This window comes from Methylobacterium sp. Leaf87 (genome assembly GCF_001422775.1).
In the GTDB taxonomy this organism is placed as follows: Bacteria; Pseudomonadota; Alphaproteobacteria; order Rhizobiales; family Beijerinckiaceae; genus Methylobacterium.
In genome coordinates this window covers 14,082-33,830 of sequence record NZ_LMMI01000061.1, presented here as the reverse complement: position 1 = coordinate 33,830, position 19,749 = coordinate 14,082, and the positions used below count along the sequence as shown (strand labels likewise).

15 protein-coding genes and 1 pseudogene are annotated in these 19,749 nt (G+C 70.9%); 10 read left to right on the top strand and 6 right to left on the bottom strand.

What is annotated here, in order from left to right; all coding sequences use genetic code 11:
• Positions 1–28: 28 nt before the first annotated feature.
• Together ASF22_RS21950 and ASF22_RS25130 are read right to left on the bottom strand one after the other, a co-directional pair.
• Positions 29–538, bottom strand: a complete 510-nt coding sequence (locus ASF22_RS21950; protein ID WP_056268362.1) for a CinA family protein — start codon at positions 536–538, stop codon at positions 29–31.
• Positions 535–1,858: pseudogene (locus ASF22_RS25130) on the bottom strand (bifunctional 2-C-methyl-D-erythritol 4-phosphate cytidylyltransferase/2-C-methyl-D-erythritol 2,4-cyclodiphosphate synthase). The gene ASF22_RS21950 and the pseudogene ASF22_RS25130 overlap by 4 nt, the downstream one beginning before the upstream one ends.
• A 142-nt stretch (positions 1,859–2,000) precedes the next feature.
• Here ASF22_RS25130 and dusB point away from each other — a divergent pair.
• The 6 genes from dusB to ASF22_RS25275 all read left to right on the top strand — a co-directional run bounded on the left by dusB (position 2,001) and on the right by ASF22_RS25275 (position 7,753).
• Positions 2,001–3,077, top strand: coding sequence for a tRNA dihydrouridine synthase DusB (gene dusB / locus ASF22_RS21935; protein WP_056268356.1), 1,077 nt, complete (start codon positions 2,001–2,003; stop codon positions 3,075–3,077).
• Positions 3,074–4,213 (top strand): ATP-binding protein, encoded by a 1,140-nt coding sequence (locus tag ASF22_RS21930; RefSeq protein WP_056268354.1) that lies wholly within the window; start codon positions 3,074–3,076, stop codon positions 4,211–4,213. The genes dusB and ASF22_RS21930 overlap by 4 nt, the downstream gene beginning before the upstream one ends.
• A gap of 9 nt (positions 4,214–4,222) precedes the next feature.
• Positions 4,223–5,683: a nitrogen regulation protein NR(I) gene (ntrC, locus tag ASF22_RS21925; protein WP_056174598.1), complete on the top strand. Its 1,461-nt coding sequence runs from the start codon at positions 4,223–4,225 to the stop codon at positions 5,681–5,683.
• Between the two features lie 198 nt (positions 5,684–5,881).
• Positions 5,882–7,228 carry an adenylate/guanylate cyclase domain-containing protein gene (locus ASF22_RS21920; protein WP_082483939.1) on the top strand — a complete coding sequence of 449 codons (1,347 nt, stop codon included), beginning with the start codon at positions 5,882–5,884 and terminating at the stop codon, positions 7,226–7,228.
• A 145-nt stretch (positions 7,229–7,373) separates the two neighbouring features.
• Complete coding sequence (locus tag ASF22_RS21915; protein WP_056174601.1) at positions 7,374–7,631, top strand: hypothetical protein; 258 nt, start codon at positions 7,374–7,376, stop codon at positions 7,629–7,631.
• Complete coding sequence (locus tag ASF22_RS25275) at positions 7,625–7,753, top strand: hypothetical protein (RefSeq protein WP_277996228.1); 129 nt, start codon at positions 7,625–7,627, stop codon at positions 7,751–7,753. Before ASF22_RS21915 ends, ASF22_RS25275 begins: the two co-directional genes overlap by 7 nt.
• Positions 7,754–7,837: 84 nt before the next feature.
• On the opposite strand, the gene oxlT is transcribed toward ASF22_RS25275, so the two are convergent.
• The 3 genes from oxlT to ASF22_RS21900 form a co-directional block, all read right to left on the bottom strand.
• A complete protein-coding gene (gene oxlT, locus ASF22_RS21910; protein ID WP_056268351.1) occupies positions 7,838–9,112 on the bottom strand; it encodes an oxalate/formate MFS antiporter in 1,275 nt (424 codons plus the stop codon).
• A gap of 73 nt (positions 9,113–9,185) precedes the next feature.
• Positions 9,186–10,058: a class I SAM-dependent methyltransferase gene (locus tag ASF22_RS21905; RefSeq protein ID WP_056268349.1), complete on the bottom strand. Its 873-nt coding sequence runs from the start codon at positions 10,056–10,058 to the stop codon at positions 9,186–9,188.
• 58 nt (positions 10,059–10,116) lie between these two features.
• A complete protein-coding gene (locus ASF22_RS21900) occupies positions 10,117–11,715 on the bottom strand; it encodes a gamma-glutamyltransferase family protein (RefSeq protein WP_056268346.1) in 1,599 nt (532 codons plus the stop codon).
• A gap of 195 nt (positions 11,716–11,910) precedes the next feature.
• Between ASF22_RS21900 and ASF22_RS21895 the strand changes: the two genes are divergently transcribed.
• The 4 genes from ASF22_RS21895 to hflX all read left to right on the top strand — a co-directional run bounded on the left by ASF22_RS21895 (position 11,911) and on the right by hflX (position 17,897).
• The gene (locus tag ASF22_RS21895) at positions 11,911–14,259 is read left to right on the top strand and encodes a PAS domain-containing sensor histidine kinase (protein ID WP_056268343.1); all 2,349 of its coding nucleotides are present in this window, start codon (positions 11,911–11,913) and stop codon (positions 14,257–14,259) included.
• Positions 14,256–15,626 carry a sigma-54 dependent transcriptional regulator gene (locus ASF22_RS21890; RefSeq protein ID WP_056268340.1) on the top strand — a complete coding sequence of 457 codons (1,371 nt, stop codon included), beginning with the start codon at positions 14,256–14,258 and terminating at the stop codon, positions 15,624–15,626. Before ASF22_RS21895 ends, ASF22_RS21890 begins: the two co-directional genes overlap by 4 nt.
• Positions 15,627–15,875: 249 nt before the next feature.
• Positions 15,876–16,139: an RNA chaperone Hfq gene (gene hfq, locus ASF22_RS21885; protein ID WP_056268336.1), complete on the top strand. Its 264-nt coding sequence runs from the start codon at positions 15,876–15,878 to the stop codon at positions 16,137–16,139.
• Positions 16,140–16,484: 345 nt separating this feature from the next.
• Positions 16,485–17,897, top strand: coding sequence for a GTPase HflX (gene hflX, locus ASF22_RS21880; RefSeq protein WP_056268333.1), 1,413 nt, complete (start codon positions 16,485–16,487; stop codon positions 17,895–17,897).
• A 32-nt stretch (positions 17,898–17,929) separates the two neighbouring features.
• Here the strand turns inward: hflX and ASF22_RS21875 are convergent, their stop codons facing one another.
• Positions 17,930–19,654 carry a fused MFS/spermidine synthase gene (locus tag ASF22_RS21875; RefSeq protein ID WP_056268330.1) on the bottom strand — a complete coding sequence of 575 codons (1,725 nt, stop codon included), beginning with the start codon at positions 19,652–19,654 and terminating at the stop codon, positions 17,930–17,932.
• Positions 19,655–19,749: the final 95 nt, after the last annotated feature.

Sequence of the window (19,749 nt, the reverse complement as noted above, 5' to 3'; positions counted from 1 at the left end):
CGCGGACACGAGGCTCGGTGCCAACCCGTCAGGGCGCCGGATTCGGGCCGACGAGCCCTTCGAGCAACCCCAGCGCGTCCCCCACGGCCAGACGCCGGATCTCGCCCCGGCCGAGATCGCCGTAGCGCCGCTCCAGATGACGCGTCGGTTCGCCCGTGAGGGCCAGCCCGAAATGCACCAGTCCCACGGGCTTGTCCGCGCTGCCGCCGCCCGGGCCGGCGATGCCGGTGATCGCCACCGCCACATCGGCGCGGGCATGGGCGAGGGCGCCCTCCGCCATGGCGCGGGCCGTCGCTTGGCTGACGGCGCCGTGGGCGGCGATCAGCGCGGCCGGCACGCCGAGGGATTCGGATTTGGCGTCATTGGAATAGGTGACGAAGCCGCGTTCCAGCACCGCCGAGGAGCCCGGCACGGCGGTGAGCAGGGCGGCGACGAGGCCGCCGGTGCAGGATTCCGCCGTGGCGATTCTCCGCCCCGCCGCCGCGAAGGCGGCGACCAGCGCCTCCGCGCGGGCGAGCAGGGCGGTGTCTGCGATCAAGACCGACGCTCGGACGTCTCGGAGGCGGTGTCGAGATCGATCTCCGGCAGGCGCACGGTGGCGGCGGCCTGGGCGGCGAGGCCCTCGGCCCGGCCGACGAAGCCGAGCTTCTCCGTGGTCGTCGCCTTGATGGAGACGGAGGTCAGCGGCACGCCAGCGATCTCGGCGATGCGGGCGCGGATGGCTTCGCGGTGGGCGCCGATGCGCGGGGCCTCGGCCAGCACGGTGATGTCGAGGTGATCGATCTTGCCGCCGCGCGCGCGGACGAGATCGCAGGCATGCGCCAGGAAGCGGTCCGAGGAGGCACCGCGCCACTGCTCGTCGGAGGGCGGGAAGTGAGTGCCGATGTCACCGTCCGCGATGGCGCCGAGCAGGGCGTCGGTGAGGGCGTGGAGCGCCACGTCGCCGTCCGAATGGGCGAGCACGCCCCGGTCGGCCGGGATCTTGATGCCGCCGAGCCAGACGTGATCGCCCTCCGTGAAGGCATGGACGTCGAAGCCGGTGCCGAGGCGGGTGAGGTAGGTGGTCATGCGGGCTCCAGGCTGAGCGGGTTTCGTGAAAGCGGCCGACGCACGTCTCGCCTCAAAGGGAGACGGGGCCGGAAAAGTCGCGGTCGGCATCGATGAGGTCGGAAGGCTGGGTGATCTTGCGATTGCGCGGGTCGCCCTCGAACACCACCACGGGGAGACCGGCCCATTCGGCGAGCGCCCCGTCGTCGGTGAAGCCGTCGAGGTTCTCCGCGCGCGCGGCGCGATGCGCATCCAGCAGCAGGCGAAAGGCGAAGGCCTGGGGCGTCTGCACGGCGCGCAGGGTTTCGCGGGCCGGCGTCTCGACCACACGGCCGATCCCAGGCGCGATGGTCTCGACGCGCTTGATGGTGTCGGTGACGGCAAAGCCCGGCACGGCGGCGCCGTAGGCGCGCCCGGCCGCCAGGGCGCGGTCGATGAGGGCGGTGTCGACATGCGGGCGGGCGGCGTCGTGCACGAGGACGAGATCCGGCGTCGCCCCCGTCGCCAAGGCTTCGAGCCCGGCGCGGACGGAGAGCTGGCGCGTGGCCCCGCCCGGCACCGGCGCCCGGAGTTTCTCGCGGTGGGCCGGGTCGAGATCGGCGACGCACTCGTGATAGAACGCCTCCGCGTCGGCCGCGATGACGGGCTGGATGCAGGTGATGGACTCGTGCGCGGCGAGCGCCGCCAGGGTCCGGGTCAACACCGCCTGGCCGCCGACCCGGCGATACTGCTTGGGCACATCGCCGCCGATGCGGATGCCGCGGCCGGCCGCGACCACCACTGCCGCCGCCTCGAACGCGGTGCCGGCCATGAAAACGCTCCCACCATCGCGTTGCAAGGCCTTGCGGATTGTAAGGGCTTGAACGAGCCCAGCGTTTAAGCGGGGCATGGCGTGAAATCAAATCGCCGGGAGCGCTTGCGCCCGCCGCGGTTTTGACTATTCCTTGAGCACAATGATCCATGATGATTATTTGAGCGTTCTGCGCTCTCCCTCTTCCCCGTCGTCCGCCGTCCCCGGGTCCATCCCGGCGCTGGGCGGTTCCGGCTGGCCGCTGCCAGTCCTGCTGGCGCCGCTCTCGGGCATCACCGACGTGCACATGCGCCGGATCGCCCGGGCCTGCGGTGCCAGCGCCGTGGTCTCCGAGATGGTGGCGGCGGCCGAGTTCGCGCGCGGCAGCGTCGAGGCCACCCTGCGGGCCGAGGGCGGGGGCATCGAGCCCCACGTCGTCCAGCTCGCCGGCTGCGCGCCCGAGCCCATGGGTTTGGCCGCGCGGATCGCCGAAGAGAACGGCGCCGACGCGATCGACATCAACATGGGCTGCCCGGCCAAGGTCGTGACCGGCGGCGCCTCCGGCTCGGCCCTCATGCGCGACCTCGACGGGGCCACACGCATCCTCGCCGCCGTGCGCGCCGCCGTGTCGATTCCGGTCACGGTGAAGATGCGCCTCGGCTGGGACCATGCCAGCCTCAACGCCGCCAGCCTCGCCCGGCGCGCCGAGGGGCTCGGGCTCAACGCCGTCACGGTCCACGGCCGCACCCGCCAGCAATTCTACAAGGGCAATGCCGATTGGGACGCCATCCGCAGCGTCGTCGAGGCGGTGTCGATCCCGGTCATCGCCAACGGCGACATCACCACCCTCGACGCGGCCCGGACCTGCCTCGCCCGCTCGGGTGCGGCCGGGGTGATGATCGGGCGCGCCGCCGTGGGCCGGCCCTGGCTCGTCGGCGAGATCGCGGCCGGGCTCGCGGGCCGGGCGGGCCCGACCCTGACGAACGCCCGCAAGGCCGCCTTCGCCATCGCCCATTACGAGGGGATCCTCGCCCTCTACGGCGTCCGCATGGGCGTGCGCCATGCCCGCAAGCACCTCGCCGCCTATGCCGAGGCCGGCGGCGGCCTGTCGTCGGACGGGCGCACGCGGCTCCTCACCACCACCGACCCCGCCGTGGTGATCGCCCTGCTGGCTTCGGCGTTCGACGGGGAAGCCCGCGGCGGGGCGACGACGGACGCGGCGATGGAGAAGGCGGCATGACGGGCCCTGACGAGTCCCGCGGCCCGACCGTCGCGGCCCCCACCAGCGAAGCGGTGATCAACGCCCTGCCGCTGCCGGTGCTCACCATCGGGGTCGACGACCGCATCCTCCACGTGAACCACGCCGGCGAATCGTTCTTCGACCATTCCGCCCGGCTGATGCAGCGCCGGCGTCTCGCCGACATCATCCCGTTCGCCTCGCCCATCTCGGCCCTCGTCACAGAGGTCCGCCGCCGCCGGGCCAGCGTCAGCGAGTACGGGGTCGAACTCGTGCATCCGCGCTCGGGGCAGGAGCGCAGCGTCGACGTGTTCGCGACGCCGCTGGGCGACGACGGCGAGGCCGTGGTGCTCATGCTGCAGGAGCGCACCATCGCCGACAAGATGAACCGCCAGCTCACCCACCGGGGGGCGGCCCGCTCCATGGTGGCGCTCGGCGCCATGCTGGCCCACGAGATCAAGAACCCGCTGGCCGGTATCCGGGGGGCGGCCCAGCTCCTTGAGCAATCGGCCGACGACGAGGACCGCCTCCTCACCCGACTCATCTGCGACGAGTCCGACCGGATCGTCCGCATCGTCGAGCGCATGGAGCTGTTCGGCGACGAGCGCCCGGTGGAGCGCGTCTCCGTCAACGTCCACGGCGTGCTCGATCAGGTGAAGCGCTCGGCCCAGTCGGGCTTCGCCCGCCACATCCGCTTCGTCGAGACCTACGATCCGTCGCTGCCGCCGGTGCTCGGCAACCGCGACCAGCTGATCCAGGTGATCCTCAACCTCGTGAAGAACGCCGCCGAGGCCATCGGCGCCGACACGGTGGACGGCGAGATCACCCTGTCGACGGCCTTCCGCACGGGCCTGCGCCTGCAGATCCCGGGCTCGCGCGAACGCGTCAGCCTGCCCATCGAGGTGGCGGTGCGCGACAACGGACCCGGCGTCACCGCCGATCTGCTGCCGGACCTGTTCGACCCGTTCGTGACCACGAAGGCGCAGGGGTCCGGCCTGGGACTTGCTTTGGTGGCCAAGATCGTCGGCGACCACGGCGGCATCGTCGAATGCGATCCCGCGCCGCGCCGCACCACCTTCCGCCTTCTCCTTCCCATGTCGAGCGCCCGTGACGGGCGCGAGTCGAGCGCGGAGCTGTAGAGTCGCTGCATGCCCAACGGCCACATCATCGTCGCGGACGACGACGCCGCCATCCGCACCGTCCTGAACCAGGCGCTGTCGCGGGCCGGCTACGAGGTCCGCACCACCGGCAATTGCGCCACCCTCTGGCGCTGGGTCGCCGAAGGGGAGGGCGACCTCGTCATCACCGACGTGGTGATGCCCGACGAGAACGTGTTCGATCTGCTGCCCCGCATCAAGCGGGTGCGGCCGGAGCTGCCGATCATCGTCATGAGCGCGCAGAACACCTTCATGACGGCGATCCGTGCCTCGGAGCGCGGGGCCTACGAATACCTGCCCAAACCCTTCGACCTGAAGGAGCTCATCGCAATCGTGGGGCGCGCCCTGTCGCGGCCGCGCGGCACGCCGGCCCCCGGCGCCGACCCCGGCAACGAGGATATTCCCCTGGTCGGGCGCTCGCCCGCCATGCAGGAGATCTACCGGGCGCTGGCCCGCCTGATGCCGACCGATCTCACGGTGATGATCACGGGCGAGTCCGGCACCGGCAAGGAGCTGGTCGCCCGCGCCCTGCACGATTACGGCCGCCGCCGCACGGGCCCGTTCGTGCCCGTCAACATGGCGGCGATCCCGCGCGACCTCATCGAGTCCGAGCTGTTCGGGCACGAGAAGGGCGCCTTCACGGGGGCGCTGTCGCGCTCGGCCGGCCGGTTCGAGCAGGCCGAGGGCGGCACCCTGTTCCTCGACGAGATCGGCGACATGCCGATGGAGGCCCAGACCCGGCTGCTGCGCGTGCTGCAGCAGGGCGAGTACACCACCGTCGGCGGCCGGGTGCCGATCAAGACCAACGTCCGCATCATCGCGGCCACCAACAAGGACCTGCGGGTCTCGATCCAGCAGGGCATCTTTCGCGAGGATCTCTTCTTCCGCCTCAACGTCGTGCCGCTGCGCCTGCCGGCCCTGCGCGAGCGCTCGGAGGACGTGCCCGACCTCATCCGGCACTTCTTCGTCATGGTGGAGCGCGAGGGCCTGAGCCGCAAGCAGCTCGACGGCGAGGCCATGGAGCGATTGAAGCGCTACCGCTGGCCCGGTAACGTCCGCGAACTGGAAAACCTCGTCCGGCGCCTCGCTGCCCTCTACCCGCAGGAGACCATCACCGGGCCGGTGATCGAGGCGGAGCTCGACACCCTGCCGCTCGCCCAGAGCGCGCCCGCCAACGGCACGGCCCGCAAGGCCGCCGGGGAGGGCGAGACCCTGTCGGGTGCCGTGGAGCGGCACTTGGCCGAGTATTTTGGCAATTATCGCGATACCCTGCCGCCGCCGGGCCTCTATCACCGCATCCTGCGCGAGATCGAAGGCCCCCTCATCGGCGCGGCGCTGGCGGCCACGCGCGGCAACCAGATCCGCGCGGCGGAGCTGCTCGGGGTCAACCGCAACACCCTGCGCAAGAAGGTGCGCGACCTCGACCTGCAGGTGTTCCGCAACGCCCGGTGACGCCGGCGCGGGGGGTGGGACGGGGGACCGGGACTTGACGATGCCGTGAGGGAGGGACGCGCGGCGGATGATCGGGGCATCTGCATGCGTTCACGACGCATGCGCCCACGACATCGCTCGCGTCGTCATGCGGCGTTGGCCCGGTTCGCGCCCTGTGGCCTAAGACCGGCCAGCCCGAATCCCTCCTGCCGGAGTCTCATGCCCCCGTTCACACGCCGCCCGCCCCACGGCGACCCCACCGTCATGCGCCTCATCCAGACCGCTTCGGGGCGGCGCTCCCTCGTGCTGCACCTCGTGATCGTGCTGGTGCTGCTGGCCACCGCCAAGGGCTTCGACGGATCGAGCCACACCGCCAACCATTGGATCGTGCTCGTCGTCTACGCCGTCTGCTCCATCTGCCTCGGCCTCGCCGACTGGCGCGAGGCCCATCGCGGCCGCCGCCGGGAATACGGCGGCACCGATCCGGACAAGGCGGCCGACACGGAATGGCTCGCCTGGACGGCGACGCTCCTCAATGCCGGCGTCGCCCTGTTCCTCGTGGTCGAGCACATGCTCGTCGGCGCGGTGGAAACCGAGGAGACCGCGACGGCGGTGAGCCGGCTCCCCGCCTTCCTGCTCCTGCTCCAAACGGGCTTGAGCATGCGGGTCCTGCACACGGCGGTGTTCGCGGGCCTCGTCAGCCTCGCCTGGGGCAGCACCATCCTGTTCGCCTTCGCGTACCCCGAGAGCGCTCTGCTCGGCCCGCACGTCACCCTCGACGAGGAGGTGCCGGGCCTGCTCACCTTCATGGCCGCGAGCCTCGTGGTGATCGACGGGGTGCGGCGCCTGCGCTCGGCCGTGACCACCGCCCTGCGGATGGAGCGCGAGCGCACCACCCTGGCGCGATTCGTCCCCACCCGGGTGGTCGGCGAACTCGCGAGCGCGGGCCTCGAAGCCGTGCGCTCGCGCCATGCCTGCCTGTTCGCCCTCGACCTGCGCGGCTTCTCGGCCTTCACCCGCGAGCACGCGCAGGAGGAGGTGGTGCGCGCCCTCCTGGATGTCCGCGCCCTGACCCACGTGGCGGTGACGGAGCACGGCGGCATCGTCGACAAGTACGTGGGCGACGGAATCCTGGCGCAGTTCGTCGTCGGGCGCCCGCAGGCCCAGGCCCATGCGGCGCTGGCCTGCGGGCGCGCCATCGTCGCGCGCCTCGCGGCCCTCAACGCCGAGCGGGCCCGCGAAGGGCGGCCGACCCTGCGCATCACCATGGCGCTCCATTGCGGCGAGGTGCTCGTCGGGGTGTTCGACGACGGCCACCGGGCCGAGTTCACGGTGCTCGGCCAGGCGATGAACACCCTCGCGCGGATCGAAGCGCGGGCCAAGGCAGCGGACCTGACCCTAACCGCGTCGGACGCCTTCCTGCGCCTCCTCGGCCCGGCGATCCGCTCGGGCCTGACCCTTTCGGCCATGCCGCCCTCGGAGTGCCGCGACACCCGCGACCTGGCGCTCTACGCGGTGGCGTGGGCCGACGCGCCGGCAGAAACCGCACTGAATCCGGCCGCGTGACGCGAGAGAAGCGTCTGTGCTTAATCCGCGATGCCGCGTGCGTCGCGACACGTCGTATCCGGCAAAGGCACCCTATATCAGTATCAGATGCAACGGAAACAGACCGGACCGCCGGACTGTACTGATCAGGAGCTAGTAGACCATTATGATGACCCGTATCGCCGCCGCCACCGCCGCCCTGGTCCTTGGTGTTGCTTCGATCTCGTCCGCGATGGCCTTCGATCGCCCGGCCCGCTACACCGGGTTCGCCAACGACACCGAGACGACCGGCACGCTCTACGGCAACCCGCAATCCCGCTCGCCCGCGAATTGCCCGGTGAGCTCCGCCGCCGAGGGCAACGCCAACCAGCAGAACTTCCCGGTCAAGCAGTACGGCCAGACCGCGGGTGGCAACCGTTGCTGAACCGGTCCCTCAAGGCGGTCTCGCTGATCTGGAACGGGTTCTCCTACGCCATGGCGGTCGCCTTCGTGGGCGGCCTGGTCTTCACCCTCATCGGCGCATCCCAGGCCCTGCTCGGCCTGTAGACGCCCCGGGGCGATGGGAAACGAAGAACGGCGGGGCTCGGGGCCCCGCCGTCTTTCGTTCTCGTTCCGCGACTGCCCGCGGGCTCACGCCAGGGCGGGCTTGCCCACGGCCACGGACGCGCCGCCGAGCCCGAGCCACTCGCGCCGCATGGGACGCAGGACGAACCAGGCGAGGGCGGCGGTGAGGAGGTCGAGGCCGATGGCGATGCCGAACACCGGGATCCACGACCCTTGCGCGGCGTAGATCATCGCCGCGACGGGGCCGCCCAGCAGCGAGCCCACGCCCTGCGCCATGTACAGGAAGCCGTAATTCGTGGTGGCGTGCTTGGTGCCGAAGGTGTCGGTGAGGAGCGACGGGAACAGGGAGAAGATCTCGCCCCAGGCAAAGAACACGACCCCCGACAGCAGGGCGAACGCGTAGGCGTTCTCGCGGAACACCAGCATCAGCGCGATGGCGACGGCCTCGGCCGCGAACGCGATGGCCATGGTCTTCTCCCGGCCGATCCGGTCCGAGACCCAGCCGAAGAACGGGCGGGTGAGGCCGTTGGTGATCCGGTCGAACGTCAGGGCGAAGGGCAGGGCGGCAAAGCCGAACACGATGGCGTCGGCGACCCCGAAGTCGCGGGCGAAGGAGGCGAACTGCGCCACCACCATCAGGCCGCCCGTGGACATCATCGTCATCATCACGAACATCAACCAGAACAGCGGCGTGCGCAGCATCTCCTTCGGCGCCGTGTCGTGGGTGCAGGTCGAGAGGTTGCGGGCCGGCGCCGGCAGGGCCTCGCCGGGGCGCGGGGCGCGCAGGCCGAGGGCGGCCAGTACGCCGACGATGCCGAGCACGATGCCGAAGGTGGTCAGGGTCTCGCGGTAGCCCGAGGCCGCCATCATGTTGGTGATGGGGAAGGTGGTGAGCAGGGCGCCCATGCCGTAGCCGGCCGCAACCACGCCGACGGCGAAGCCCCGCCGGTCGGGAAACCATTTCACCATCAGGCCGACGATGCCGACATAGACGATGCCGGTACCGAGACCGCAGAACAGGCCGTAGGTGGCGTAGAGGCCCCACAGGCTGTCGATCCGGGCGGCGAGCACCCAGCCGAGGCCCGAGAGCGCGGCGCCCAGCGCGATCATCACCTTCGGGCTGAACCGGTCGATGAGGTAGCCCTGCACGGGCGAGAAGAACGTCTGCAGGACGATGACGATGGTGAAGGTGACCTGGATGGCGGCCAGCGTCGCGCCGGTGGTCGCCATCAGCGGCTTGGTGAAGAGGGTCCAGACATACTGGGGACTGGAGATCGCCATCATGGCGACGAGGCCGAGGCCGAGTTGCAGCCAGCGCTGGCGGGAGACGATCGTATCCATAATTCACTCCTGAGGCGGAGCGCCCGAAGCATACGCCGTGCCAGGATGTCCGGTGTCGTCTGGTCGTTCGGCGTTAACGCACGGCCGTGACCAGCCAGCACGCCGCTCCGAGCCGCAGGGCTCCGTTCGAGACCCTCTCCGCGAAGTCGCGCAGGACGATCGCGTGGGCGCGGCTGCGGATCTCGGGGGTCTGATCGCGGACGAGGCGGGAAGCCGGGCCGAGGTCGAGGGCGAAGTTCGCCGCCGCCTCGGCCGCTTCCCGGGGGTCGCCGGCCTCGGAGTGACCGAGCACGAGGGGCTCGTCCACGGGCATGAGGGCGATGTCGCGGAACCCGGCGGCGGCCAGGATGCCGGGCAGCCGGGCCGGATCGGCGAACCGGAACGGGCCGGCGGCGTCGAAGGGCGTCGGCTCCGGCTCCGGCACCAGGGCGCGGACGAGGCCGAACGGGTGGTCGATCCAGGCGTTCTCGGCTTGGGCTCGCCAGCACAGCATCGTCAGCCGGCCCTCCGGCCGCAGGGCGCGGTGGAGGTTGGCGAAGGCGGCGATCGAGTCGTCGAAGAACATGATCCCGAAGCGCGAGATCAGGTGCGTGAACGCCGCGTCCGCGAAGGCGTGCGTCTGCGCATCGGCCTCCACCAGGGCGATGGGGGCGCCGCCGGGCGGCCGGGATGCGGCCCGGCGCGCGGTGACGGCGAGGAGGGGCGCCGAGACGTCGGCGGCGGTGACGCGGCCGGACGGACCGACGATGTCGGCGGCCCGCAGGGCGGTGGCACCGGCACCGCACCCGACATCGAGCACGGCGTCTCCGGGGCGCAGGGCGGCGCCCGCGAACAGGCGTTCGGTCAGCGGCGCGAACACCCGATCGAAGGTCGCCTGATGGCGGGCCCAGCGGGCGCCCGCGTCGCCGTTCCAATAATCGCTATGGGTCTGCTCGGATGCCGCCATGGAGTCTGAACCGCTCTGTGCCTGATGCTCTGGCGCGCGAAACGCGCCGGGCCGGCTTCTACAGCCCTTCGGACCCGCCGTCCGAGCGCGGATCGTGCACCGCCTCGATGCGGCCGTTGCCGGGGTGACGGACCAGCATGCCGGCATGGCCCAGCGAATCGATGTAGGCGCCGCCGAGTTCCTCCACCGTGTGCCCCATGGCGCCGAGGGCGGCGATGCAGGCGGGGTCGAACCGGTCCTCGACCTTGACGGTGAGGGATTCCGCCCCCCAGGTCCGGCCGTAGAGCAGACGCGGCGCGTCCACCGCGGCGGCCGGGCTCATGCCGTAATCGGCGTAGCGGGCGAAGATCTGGGCCTGGAACTGGGGCTGGCCGTCGCCCCCCATGGAACCGTAGGCCATCACCCGGCCGTCGTCGAAGGCGGCAAGCGCCGGGATCAGGGTGTGGAACGGGCGCCGGCCCGGCTCCAGGGGATTGACGGCGTTGGGGTCGAGGGAGAACGACGTGCCGCGGTTCTGCCAGTGGATGCCGGTCTTCGGCAGCACCACGCCGGAGCCGTACTCCCAGTAGATCGACTGGATGTAGGAGACGGCGAGGCCGTCCTTGTCGATCGCCCCCATCCACACGGTGTCGCCCTCGCCGGGATTGCGCAGGGGCAGGGTGGCGGCGCGGCGCATGTCGATGGCGGCGGCCTCGCGGTCGAGGCGGGCGGGGTCGAGGAAGCGCGCGGGATCGACGCTGAGGCGGTCGAAATCCGTGACGATGCGGTCGCGGATGGCGAAGGCGCGCTTCGTCGCCTCGATGAGCCCGTGATAATGCGCCGTCGTCTCGGGCCGGGTGACGCCGAGGCGGTCGAAGATCCCGAGGATCAGCAGGGCGGCGATGCCTTGGGTCGGGGGCGGGAAGTTGTAGAGGGTGGCGTCGCGCCGGCGCAGGCTGAGGGCCTGGCGCTCGCGCGGCGCGTAGGCTTCGAGATCGGCCCGGGTCACGGGCGACCCGAGATCGGCGAGGTCGGCGGCGATCTCGCGGCCGAGATCCCCCCGGTAGAAATCGTCGAGGCCCGCATGGGCGAGCTGCGCCAGGGTGTCGGCGAGGCCCGGCAGGCGCCGGATCGCACCGGCCGCATACGGCTTGCCGTCGTCGAGGAAGGTTTTGGAGAAATTCGGCTGGTCGTGGAGGGTGTCGATCTCCTTCGGCACGTAGCGCGCCTCCGAGGGCGAGACGGCGACGCCGTCGCGGGCATGCCCGATGGCGTCGGCCAGGAGGGTCTCCAAGGGCAGGCGCCCGCCCAGCGCCTTGGCGAGATCGAGGGCGAGCCTCCAGCCGCCGATGGCACCCGCCACGGTCAGGGCCGCGTCGGCGCCACGCGACGGCAGCACGTCGTAGCCCTTGCCGCGGTAGCGGGGAATCGTGGCCAGCGCGCCGGCCGGGCCGCAGGCTTCGATGCCGCGCACCCGGCCGCCGCGCTCGCGGACCAGCCAGAACCCGTCGCCGCCGATCCCGTTCATGTGCGGGTAGACCACCGCGATGGTCGCCGCCATGGCCGCCATGGCCTCGATGGCGTTGCCGCCCTGCGCCAGGACGTGCTGGCCGGCGCGGGCGGCGAGCCGATGGGGCGCGGCCACGGCGGCGGTCGCGAAGACGGGTGTGTCGGGCATGGGGGTCTCTTGACTGGGATGGCGCGAGGATAATGAATTTTGGTCACGGGTCGATGGCGGGGCGCAAGGCAGGGTTCGTGCCTCGCCGGGGATCCCGCCGGAGACATTCATCGGCGATCCAAGCGCCGCCCTTCCGAAGGACTTCCTGCCCAATCCGTATTAATTTCGCCACACTGTTGTGGCGATGCATCACGCATGGCGTGGCTGCGGCGTTTCAAGGCATCGAAGGGTTCTGGGGAGGCGTCCGGCACGGCCGGAACGCCGCCGGATTCCGATGCGGCTCCGTTGAAGCCGCCGCCGCGCGGACCCGGCTGGGTCGGGGCCCTGGTGGTGGTCACCGCCCTCGTCTCGGCCATCGCCACCTTCCTGATTCTCGCCGGGGTGATCCGGGTGACGCCGACGCCCACCGTCGGGCTGACGCTGCTCGGCATCAACGTCGTCCTCGTGCTCGGTCTCATCGTCATCATCGCCTGGGAGGCGCGGGTCTTCCTGCACGCGCGCCGCACCAACGCGGCGGTGGCCCGGCTCCACACCCGCATCGTCGGCCTGTTCTCCCTCATCGCCATCCTGCCAACCGTACTGCTCGCCGTGGTGGCGGCCGTGACCATCGACCGGGGCCTGTCGCTGGGCTTCACCGACCGGGTCCGCGACGTGGTGCTGAAATCCGTCGAGGTGGCGGACGCCTATCAGGAGAACCAGTGCCAGAGCCTCGCCCGCGAGATCCGGATTCTGGCCGACGACCTCACCCGGGCACGGCCGAACTTCGACGTGAACCGGCAATGGTTCGAGAGCTTCCTCACCACCCGCGCCACGGCCCTCGGCCTGCCGGTGGCCGAGATCATGCGCGGCCCCGATTCCGTGGTGGCGCGCGCGCAGATCGATCCCTTGAAGGACCGGCGCCTGCCCTCGGCCGCCGCCTTCGAGGACGCGGCGAAATCCACCGACCCCATCTGCCTCGTGCCGAGCGAGGGCCGGATCTTCGCCGCCCTGTTTCGGATGACCGCCTATGACGGCGCCGTGCTGCTGGTGCAGCGCGAGGTCAGCCAGCTCGCCGTCGAGTTCCCCGGCGTGTCGCGGGCGGCGGCGGCCGAGTACCTCACCTACGATTCCCTGAAGCGCTCGATCCAGATCAGCTTCGCCTCGGTGTTCGTGCTCATCGCCCTCATCGCCCTGCTGTCGGCGGTGTGGTTCGGGCTCAACTTCGCCAACCGCTTCGTGGCGCCCATCCGCCGGCTCATCAACGCCGCCGATCAGGTCGCGTCGGGCAACTTCTACGCCCAGGTCCCGGCCCGGAAGAGCGACGGCGACCTCGCGCACCTGTCCGAGAGCTTCAACAAGATGACGCAGGAGCTCAGGCGCCAGCACGACGGGTTGATGGCGGCGAGCGACCTCATCGACCGGCGCCGGCGCTTCACCGAGGCCGTGCTGTCGGGCGTCTCGCCGGGCGTCATCGGGGTCGATGCGGGGGGGCGCGTCACCATCGCCAACCCCTCCGTGGAGCGCACCCTCGGGCTGACGGCGGACGCCATCGTGGGCCAGCCCCTGATCCAGGCCGTGCCCGAGTTGGCGCCGCTGTTCCCCGAGGGCGGCGAGGGCCGTCAGCGCGCCCTTCAGCAGCAGATCCAGCTCACCCGCGACGGGCGCGAGCGCACGGTGACGGTCCGGGTCACCAGCGAGCAGGCGCAAGGGGGCGCCCGCGGTTTCGTGGTGACGCTCGACGACATCACCGACCTCGTCTCGGCCCAGCGCACCTCGGCCTGGGCCGATGTGGCCCGCCGCATCGCCCACGAGATCAAGAACCCGCTGACGCCGATCCAGCTCTCGGCCGAGCGCATCCGGCGCAAATACGGAAAAGTGATCGTCGCGGACAAGGACGTGTTCGACCAGTGCACGGCGACGATCATCCGCCAGGTCGACGAGATCAAACGCATGGTCGACGAGTTTTCGTCCTTCGCCCGGATGCCGAAGCCGGCCATCGCCCAGAACGATCTCAGCGAGATCACCCGCCAGAACCTGTTCATGATGCGCGTGGCCCATCCGGACATGGAGTTCGGCTTCTCGGAGGCCGGGACCGAGCGGGTGCTCGCGGCCTTCGACATCCGGCTTTTGTCCCAGGCCATCACCAACATCCTCAAGAACGCCGTCGAGGCGGTGCAGGCGGTGCCGGAGGCCGATCTGGGCAAGGGGAAAGTCGACGTGCGCCTCATCCTCGAGGAGGGCTTCGCCGTCATCGAGGTCACCGACAACGGCAAGGGATTTCCCGCCGAGGGGCGCCAGCGCCTGCTCGAGCCCTATATGACCACCCGCGAGGGCGGGACGGGACTCGGCCTCGCCATCGTCAGCAAGGTGCTGGAAGAGCACGGCGGCGGGATCGAACTCAACGACAACCCCGAGGGACGGGGCGGACGCGTGCGGATGCGCGTGCCGCAAGTTCCGCAGGAGAAGGCCCCCCCGGGGCAGACGACGCCGGAGGGCCAACCCTCCGCGCAGGATGAGAAGGGCGCCGCGCGGACGGCCCCCCCAATCGCGGAGATGCAGTCATGAGCGCCGATATCCTGATCGTCGACGACGAGGCCGACATCCGCGACCTCGTCGCCGGCATCCTCGACGACGAGGGCCACCGCACCCGCACGGCCGGCGGCTCCGACGAGGCCCTGGCGGCCATCGAATCGCGCCGGCCCCACCTCGTCTTCCTCGACATCTGGCTCCAGGGCTCGCGCCTCGACGGGCTGCAGGTGTTGGATCAGATCAAGGCGGGCCACCCCGATCTGCCCGTGGTGATGATCTCGGGCCACGGCAACATCGAGACCGCCGTGGCGGCCATCAAGGCGGGCGCCTACGACTTCATCGAGAAGCCGTTCAAGGCGGACCGGCTCATCCTCGTCGCCGAGCGCGCCCTGGAGGCGTCCCGCCTCAAGCGCGAGGTGCGCGACCTCAAGACCCGCTCGGGGCAGGCGAGCCGCCTCGTCGGTGCCTCCGTGGTGTGCAACCAGCTGCGCCAGACCGTGGAGCGCGTGGCGCCCACCAACGCCCGGGTGATGATCCTCGGGGCGCCGGGCTCCGGCAAGGAGCTCTCGGCCCGCACCCTGCACGCCACGTCGACGCGCGCCAACGGGCCGTTCGTGGTGATCAACGCCGCCACCATCACCCCCGACACCATGGAGGCCGAGCTGTTCGGCGTCGAGGCGGGGGAGGGGCGGGCGCGCCGGGTCGGCGCCCTGGAGGAGGCCCATGGCGGCTCCCTTTACATCGACGAAGTCGCCGACATGCCGCGCGAGACCCAGAACCGCATCCTGCGGGTCCTCGTCGACCAGAACTTCCAGCGCGTCGGTGGCACCACCCGGGTGCACGTCGATGTCCGCATCATCTCGTCGTCGTCGCGCGATCTCGCCGAGGAGATCGCCGCCGGCCGCTTCCGCGAGGATCTGTTCCACCGGCTCTCCGTGGTGCCGATCCGGGTGCCGGCCTTGTCCGAGCGCCGCGAGGACGTGCCCGAGCTGATCGCGTTCTTCATGGAGCAGATCTCGGGCGCCACCGGCCTGCCGCGCCGGCGCATCGCCGACGACGCCATGGCGGTGCTGCAATCGCACGACTGGCCCGGCAACGTGCGTCAGCTGCGCAACAACGTCGAACGCCTGATGATCCTCACCCACACCGACCCGGAGCAGGAGGTCACCTCCGAGATGCTCCCGACCGAGATCGGGGCCCTGGTGCCGACGACGCCCAACGGCTCGGGCGGCGAGAAGCTCATGAGCCTCGCGCTCCGCGAAGCCCGCGAGATCTTCGAGCGCGAGTACCTCGTGGCGCAGATCGCCCGATTCTCGGGCAACATCTCGCGCACGGCCGAGTTCATCGGCATGGAGCGTTCGGCCCTGCACAGGAAACTGAAGTCCCTCGGCATCGGCCCCTGAGGCGCGGCACGGACGATGCCGGGCGCATGGCCGGCAGACGGGCTTGCCAACACGGGCTGCCAACACGGGCTTGCCGAGCCTGACTTTTGGAGCCGGACTCTCCGAGCCGGACTTGCATCGCTGCGCCGATGCACGTGTAATGGTGTCCGCGGGGGGCACCGGATCAAGTCGTCGCTCCGAACACCCCGCACCCGACTGATGAGAACCCGTCATTCGCGGCGGGCGGCAGTTTGATCAAGGATAAGAACAATGGCGGGCGAACGCGCTCAAAACCTGCAGGACACGTTCCTGAACCACGTTCGAAAGAACAAGATCCCGCTCACCATCTTCCTCGTCAACGGGGTCAAGCTTCAGGGCGTGGTGACGTGGTTCGACAATTTCTGCGTCCTCCTTCGTCGCGACGGCCATTCCCAGCTTGTTTATAAGCACGCCATCTCGACCATCATGCCGGGCCATCCCGTGCAATTGTTCGAGCCGGACGAGACCGCCCCGGTGGAGAAGGCGCTGGCCTGAGCGATTGCGGGGACGCTTGAGGAAACGGGCGTCTCCTGCGCCGTGTCATCCCGGGGCAGCGCAGCGGAACCCGGGATCCAGAAACACAGGGTCCGCCGAATTTTTCCGCAATCTGCAGATCTGGATTGCACGCCTCCGGCGCGGCCGTCCGGGTTGGCTCAGCGCACGCCCCGGAACGACGGTGGTGTGGCCTGCGATCGCTTCGATCTCCTCCGATGGAAGGGGTCCGTTTGATCCGAGGAGAGTCGAAGGCCTGTTTCCCCGGATTAGCACCCCGCGCCCTTGTCTGGCGTGTCCGCGCGCCCAATGTCCTGAGATCACAGGACAGGGTCTGACGCGTAACCTATGACGGAAATCATGACGCCCGGCGAAGCCCGGCTCCAGGCGATGGCCGCCCCCGAGGGCGACATCGCGGCCGCGACCCACACCCTCGTGGTCGGGCCGTATCTCGGCCGGGTCGCGCAGCGCAGTGTCGGGAGCGTCCACAACACCGAGATCCTGCGCTCCAACGAAGCGCGCCTCGACGAGGCCTCGGGCCTCGCCGCCGCCATCGAGCTCGACGTGGTCGAGGCGATCTTCGCGCCGGTACAGCGCATCCGGCCGTCGACCTATCTCGGCAAGGGCCGCGTCGAGGAACTCGCCGGCGTGATCAAGGCGCGCGAGATCGGCCTCGTGGTGATGGATTGCGCCCTGTCGCCGGTCCAGCAGCGCAATCTTGAGAAGGAGTTCGGCTGCAAGGTCATCGACCGCACCGGCCTCATCCTCGAGATTTTCGGGCGCCGCGCCTCGACGCGCGAGGGCACGCTGCAGGTCGAGCACGCGCATCTGGCCTACCAGCGCAGCCGCCTCGTGCGGTCCTGGACCCACCTGGAGCGCCAGCGCGGCGGCTTCGGCTTCCTCGGCGGCCCCGGCGAAACCCAGATCGAAGCCGACCGCCGCATGATTCAGGAGCGGATGACGAAGATCGAGCGCGAACTCGACGGCGTCACCCGCACCCGCGGCCTCCACCGGCAGGGCCGGGCACGGGTGCCGTATCCCATCGTTGCCCTCGTCGGCTACACCAATGCCGGCAAGTCGACCCTCTTCAACGCCCTCACCAAGGCCCAGGTGATGGCGCAGGACATGCTGTTCGCCACCCTCGACCCGACGGCGCGCGCCACCAAGCTGCCGCATGGCGAGACGGTGATCCTGTCCGACACGGTGGGTTTCATCTCCGAGCTGCCGACCTCCCTCATCGCGGCCTTCCGGGCCACGTTGGAGGACGTGATCGAGGCCGACATCCTGCTCCACGTCCGTGACGTGTCGCACGGCGACAGCGAGGCCCAGGCCGAGGATGTCGGCGCGGTGCTGCGCGAACTCGGGATCGAGACCAGCGCCACCCGGATCATCGAGGTCTGGAACAAGGCCGACCTCCTGGATCCGGCCGAGCGCACGCGTCTGCTCAACCTCAGCGCGCAGGGGCGCACGGATCGGGACAGCGACGCGCCGGTCCTCGTCTCGGCCCTCACGGGGGAGGGGCTCACGGCGCTCACCAGCCGGATCGAGGCCCGCATCGCGCGCCAGCGCTCCACCTTCGCGGTGGTGCTGCCGCCCGAGGACGGGGCGTCCCTGCACTGGCTCTACGAGAACGGCGAGGTTCTGGACCGGCGCGAGGAGGAGGGCGGCACCATGCACCTCGCCTTCCGCATCGCCCCCGAGAAGGAGCCGCGCTTCCTCAACCGCTTCGCCGGCGCGCGCCGGCTCAACCGGGTCGGTTAGCGGCCCGGCTCACGCACCCCGCGCCGCCGGCATCAATCCCGCAGCGGCGCGGCCTTCGTGTGCCCGAGCTTGTCGAAGAACGCTTCGAGGACGTTGGCGTAGTCGTCGGTCCAGGGCCGGCGCGTCATGTCGGGGGCGACGGGCGTCCAGCCCAGCCGCACGGCTTCCCGTTCGACCACCGGATCGCGGGTGGCGATGACCACGAGGGCGGGCGCGCGGTAGTGGGCCTCGAAGGGCTCGTCGAGCCGGTCGAGGCGCTGGAGGAGGGTCAGGCCCTGCTCGGCGGCGGCGCGCGCCAGGGCCGGCCGCAGGTCGAAATGGCGGTTGGAGATGTGGAGCGCGAGGACGCCCTGCGCATCGAGACGGCTGCGGTAGAGCGCCAGGGCCTCACCCGTGAGCAGGTGCATCGGGATCGCGTCGGACGAGAACGCGTCGACGATGAGCACGCGTACCGAACCGGTCTCGGCGGCGAGGGTCAGGCGGGCGTCGCCCTGGACGATCCGGGCCGAGGGCGTGCATTCCTGGAGGAAGCGGAACCGGGCGGGGTCGGTGGCGAGGCGGATGACCACGGGATCGATCTCGTAGAACGTCCAGGCTTCCCCGGGTTCGGACTGGCAGGCGAGGCTGCCGGCGCCGAGGCCTACCACGGCCACCGCCGGCAGGGGCCCGTGCGCCGCGCGGCCGACCGCGAGGACATCCGCGATGGCGTTGCCGGGCGCGTAGTAGGTGGTGGATTCGGGCCGCCCGAGGGCGGGCCCGCCATCGTCCGCGCGGATGCGGATGGCGCCGTGCAGCGTGGTGCCGTGCGTGAGCAGGCGGAAGCGGCCCGACGCATCGGTCTCGATGCGATGGACCCCGAAGAAGCTGCGTCGGCTCTCGTAGTCCCGGGCGACGAGGTGCGGCATCGCCAGGGCGAGGGCGCAGAGCAGCGCGGCAAAGCCGACGACTCGCCGCGGCGCGCGCCAGCTCACCAGAAGCCCGGCCATCAGCACGATCATCGCCAGGTGGGGCGCGAGGCCCGGGACGCGCCATCCCAGCACCCCGACGATTCCGACGACCGCGCCGGCGAGCAGGGCCGGGCGCAGCCGGTGCCGCAGGTCGGGGCGCACGCGGCGCAGGCCCGCGAAGGTGCCGGGGCGGCAGGCCAGGGCCGCGACGAGGAGCAGCGGGTACTCCGCCACCGTCGGGAACAGCCGCGGGGCGATGAGCGCCGCGAACAGGCCCCCGAGCATGCCGCCGAGCGACGTGAACAGGTAGAACTCGGTCAGGCGTCGTGCGGACGGCCGCAGCCCGTAGACGGCCCGGTGGGCGACGAGGCTCGCGACGAAGCCGAGCCCGAGGCTCAAGGGCAGATCGATCAGGAACGGCAGGCGCCCGATGACGGCGACGCCCAGGACCAAGGCCGTCCCGGCCGTCAGCAGGACGGCGAGGGGGCGCTCCGGCCAGGTGGCGAGGGGCCGGAAGGTGATGACGAAGGTCAGGAGATAGAGGGCCAGCGGGATGACCCACATGAGGGGGATCGCCGCCACATCGGTGGTGATGTGGGCCGTGACCGCGACGAGCAGGCCCGACGGCACGGCCGAGAGGCCGATCCAGGCCAGGCGCCGGGACGGGCCGATGGCCTCGGCCTCGGCCTCCGCCGCGCGAACCGGCCTTCGCGCCGCTCGCATCACCGAGAGGGCGCAGGCCGCCAGTGCGCAGGCCCCGAGGCCGTAGCCGACCGACCACAGCCGCGTCTGCTCGGCGAGGCCCAGCATCGGCTCGATGGCGAGGGGATAGGCGAGGAGGGCCGCGAACGATCCGAGGTTCGAGGCCCGGTAGAGGAAGTACGGGTCCGCCGCCGCGGGGTCGT

What these genes read in the sequence shown, in the direction of transcription:
- dusB (WP_056268356.1), top strand. Translation starts at nt 2,001, where the DNA reads ATGATCCATGATGATTATTTGAGCGTTCTGCGCTCTCCCTCTTCCCCG.
- ASF22_RS21930 (WP_056268354.1), top strand. Translation starts at nt 3,074, where the DNA reads ATGACGGGCCCTGACGAGTCCCGCGGCCCGACCGTCGCGGCCCCCACC.
- ntrC (WP_056174598.1), top strand. Translation starts at nt 4,223, where the DNA reads ATGCCCAACGGCCACATCATCGTCGCGGACGACGACGCCGCCATCCGC.
- ASF22_RS21920 (WP_082483939.1), top strand. Translation starts at nt 5,882, where the DNA reads ATGCCCCCGTTCACACGCCGCCCGCCCCACGGCGACCCCACCGTCATG.
- ASF22_RS21915 (WP_056174601.1), top strand. Translation starts at nt 7,374, where the DNA reads ATGATGACCCGTATCGCCGCCGCCACCGCCGCCCTGGTCCTTGGTGTT.
- oxlT (WP_056268351.1), bottom strand. Translation starts at nt 9,112, where the DNA reads ATGGATACGATCGTCTCCCGCCAGCGCTGGCTGCAACTCGGCCTCGGC.
- ASF22_RS21905 (WP_056268349.1), bottom strand. Translation starts at nt 10,058, where the DNA reads ATGGCGGCATCCGAGCAGACCCATAGCGATTATTGGAACGGCGACGCG.
- ASF22_RS21900 (WP_056268346.1), bottom strand. Translation starts at nt 11,715, where the DNA reads ATGCCCGACACACCCGTCTTCGCGACCGCCGCCGTGGCCGCGCCCCAT.
- ASF22_RS21895 (WP_056268343.1), top strand. Translation starts at nt 11,911, where the DNA reads ATGGCGTGGCTGCGGCGTTTCAAGGCATCGAAGGGTTCTGGGGAGGCG.
- ASF22_RS21890 (WP_056268340.1), top strand. Translation starts at nt 14,256, where the DNA reads ATGAGCGCCGATATCCTGATCGTCGACGACGAGGCCGACATCCGCGAC.
- hfq (WP_056268336.1), top strand. Translation starts at nt 15,876, where the DNA reads ATGGCGGGCGAACGCGCTCAAAACCTGCAGGACACGTTCCTGAACCAC.
- hflX (WP_056268333.1), top strand. Translation starts at nt 16,485, where the DNA reads ATGACGGAAATCATGACGCCCGGCGAAGCCCGGCTCCAGGCGATGGCC.
- ASF22_RS21875 (WP_056268330.1), bottom strand. Translation starts at nt 19,654, where the DNA reads ATGCTGGGCCTCGCCGAGCAGACGCGGCTGTGGTCGGTCGGCTACGGC.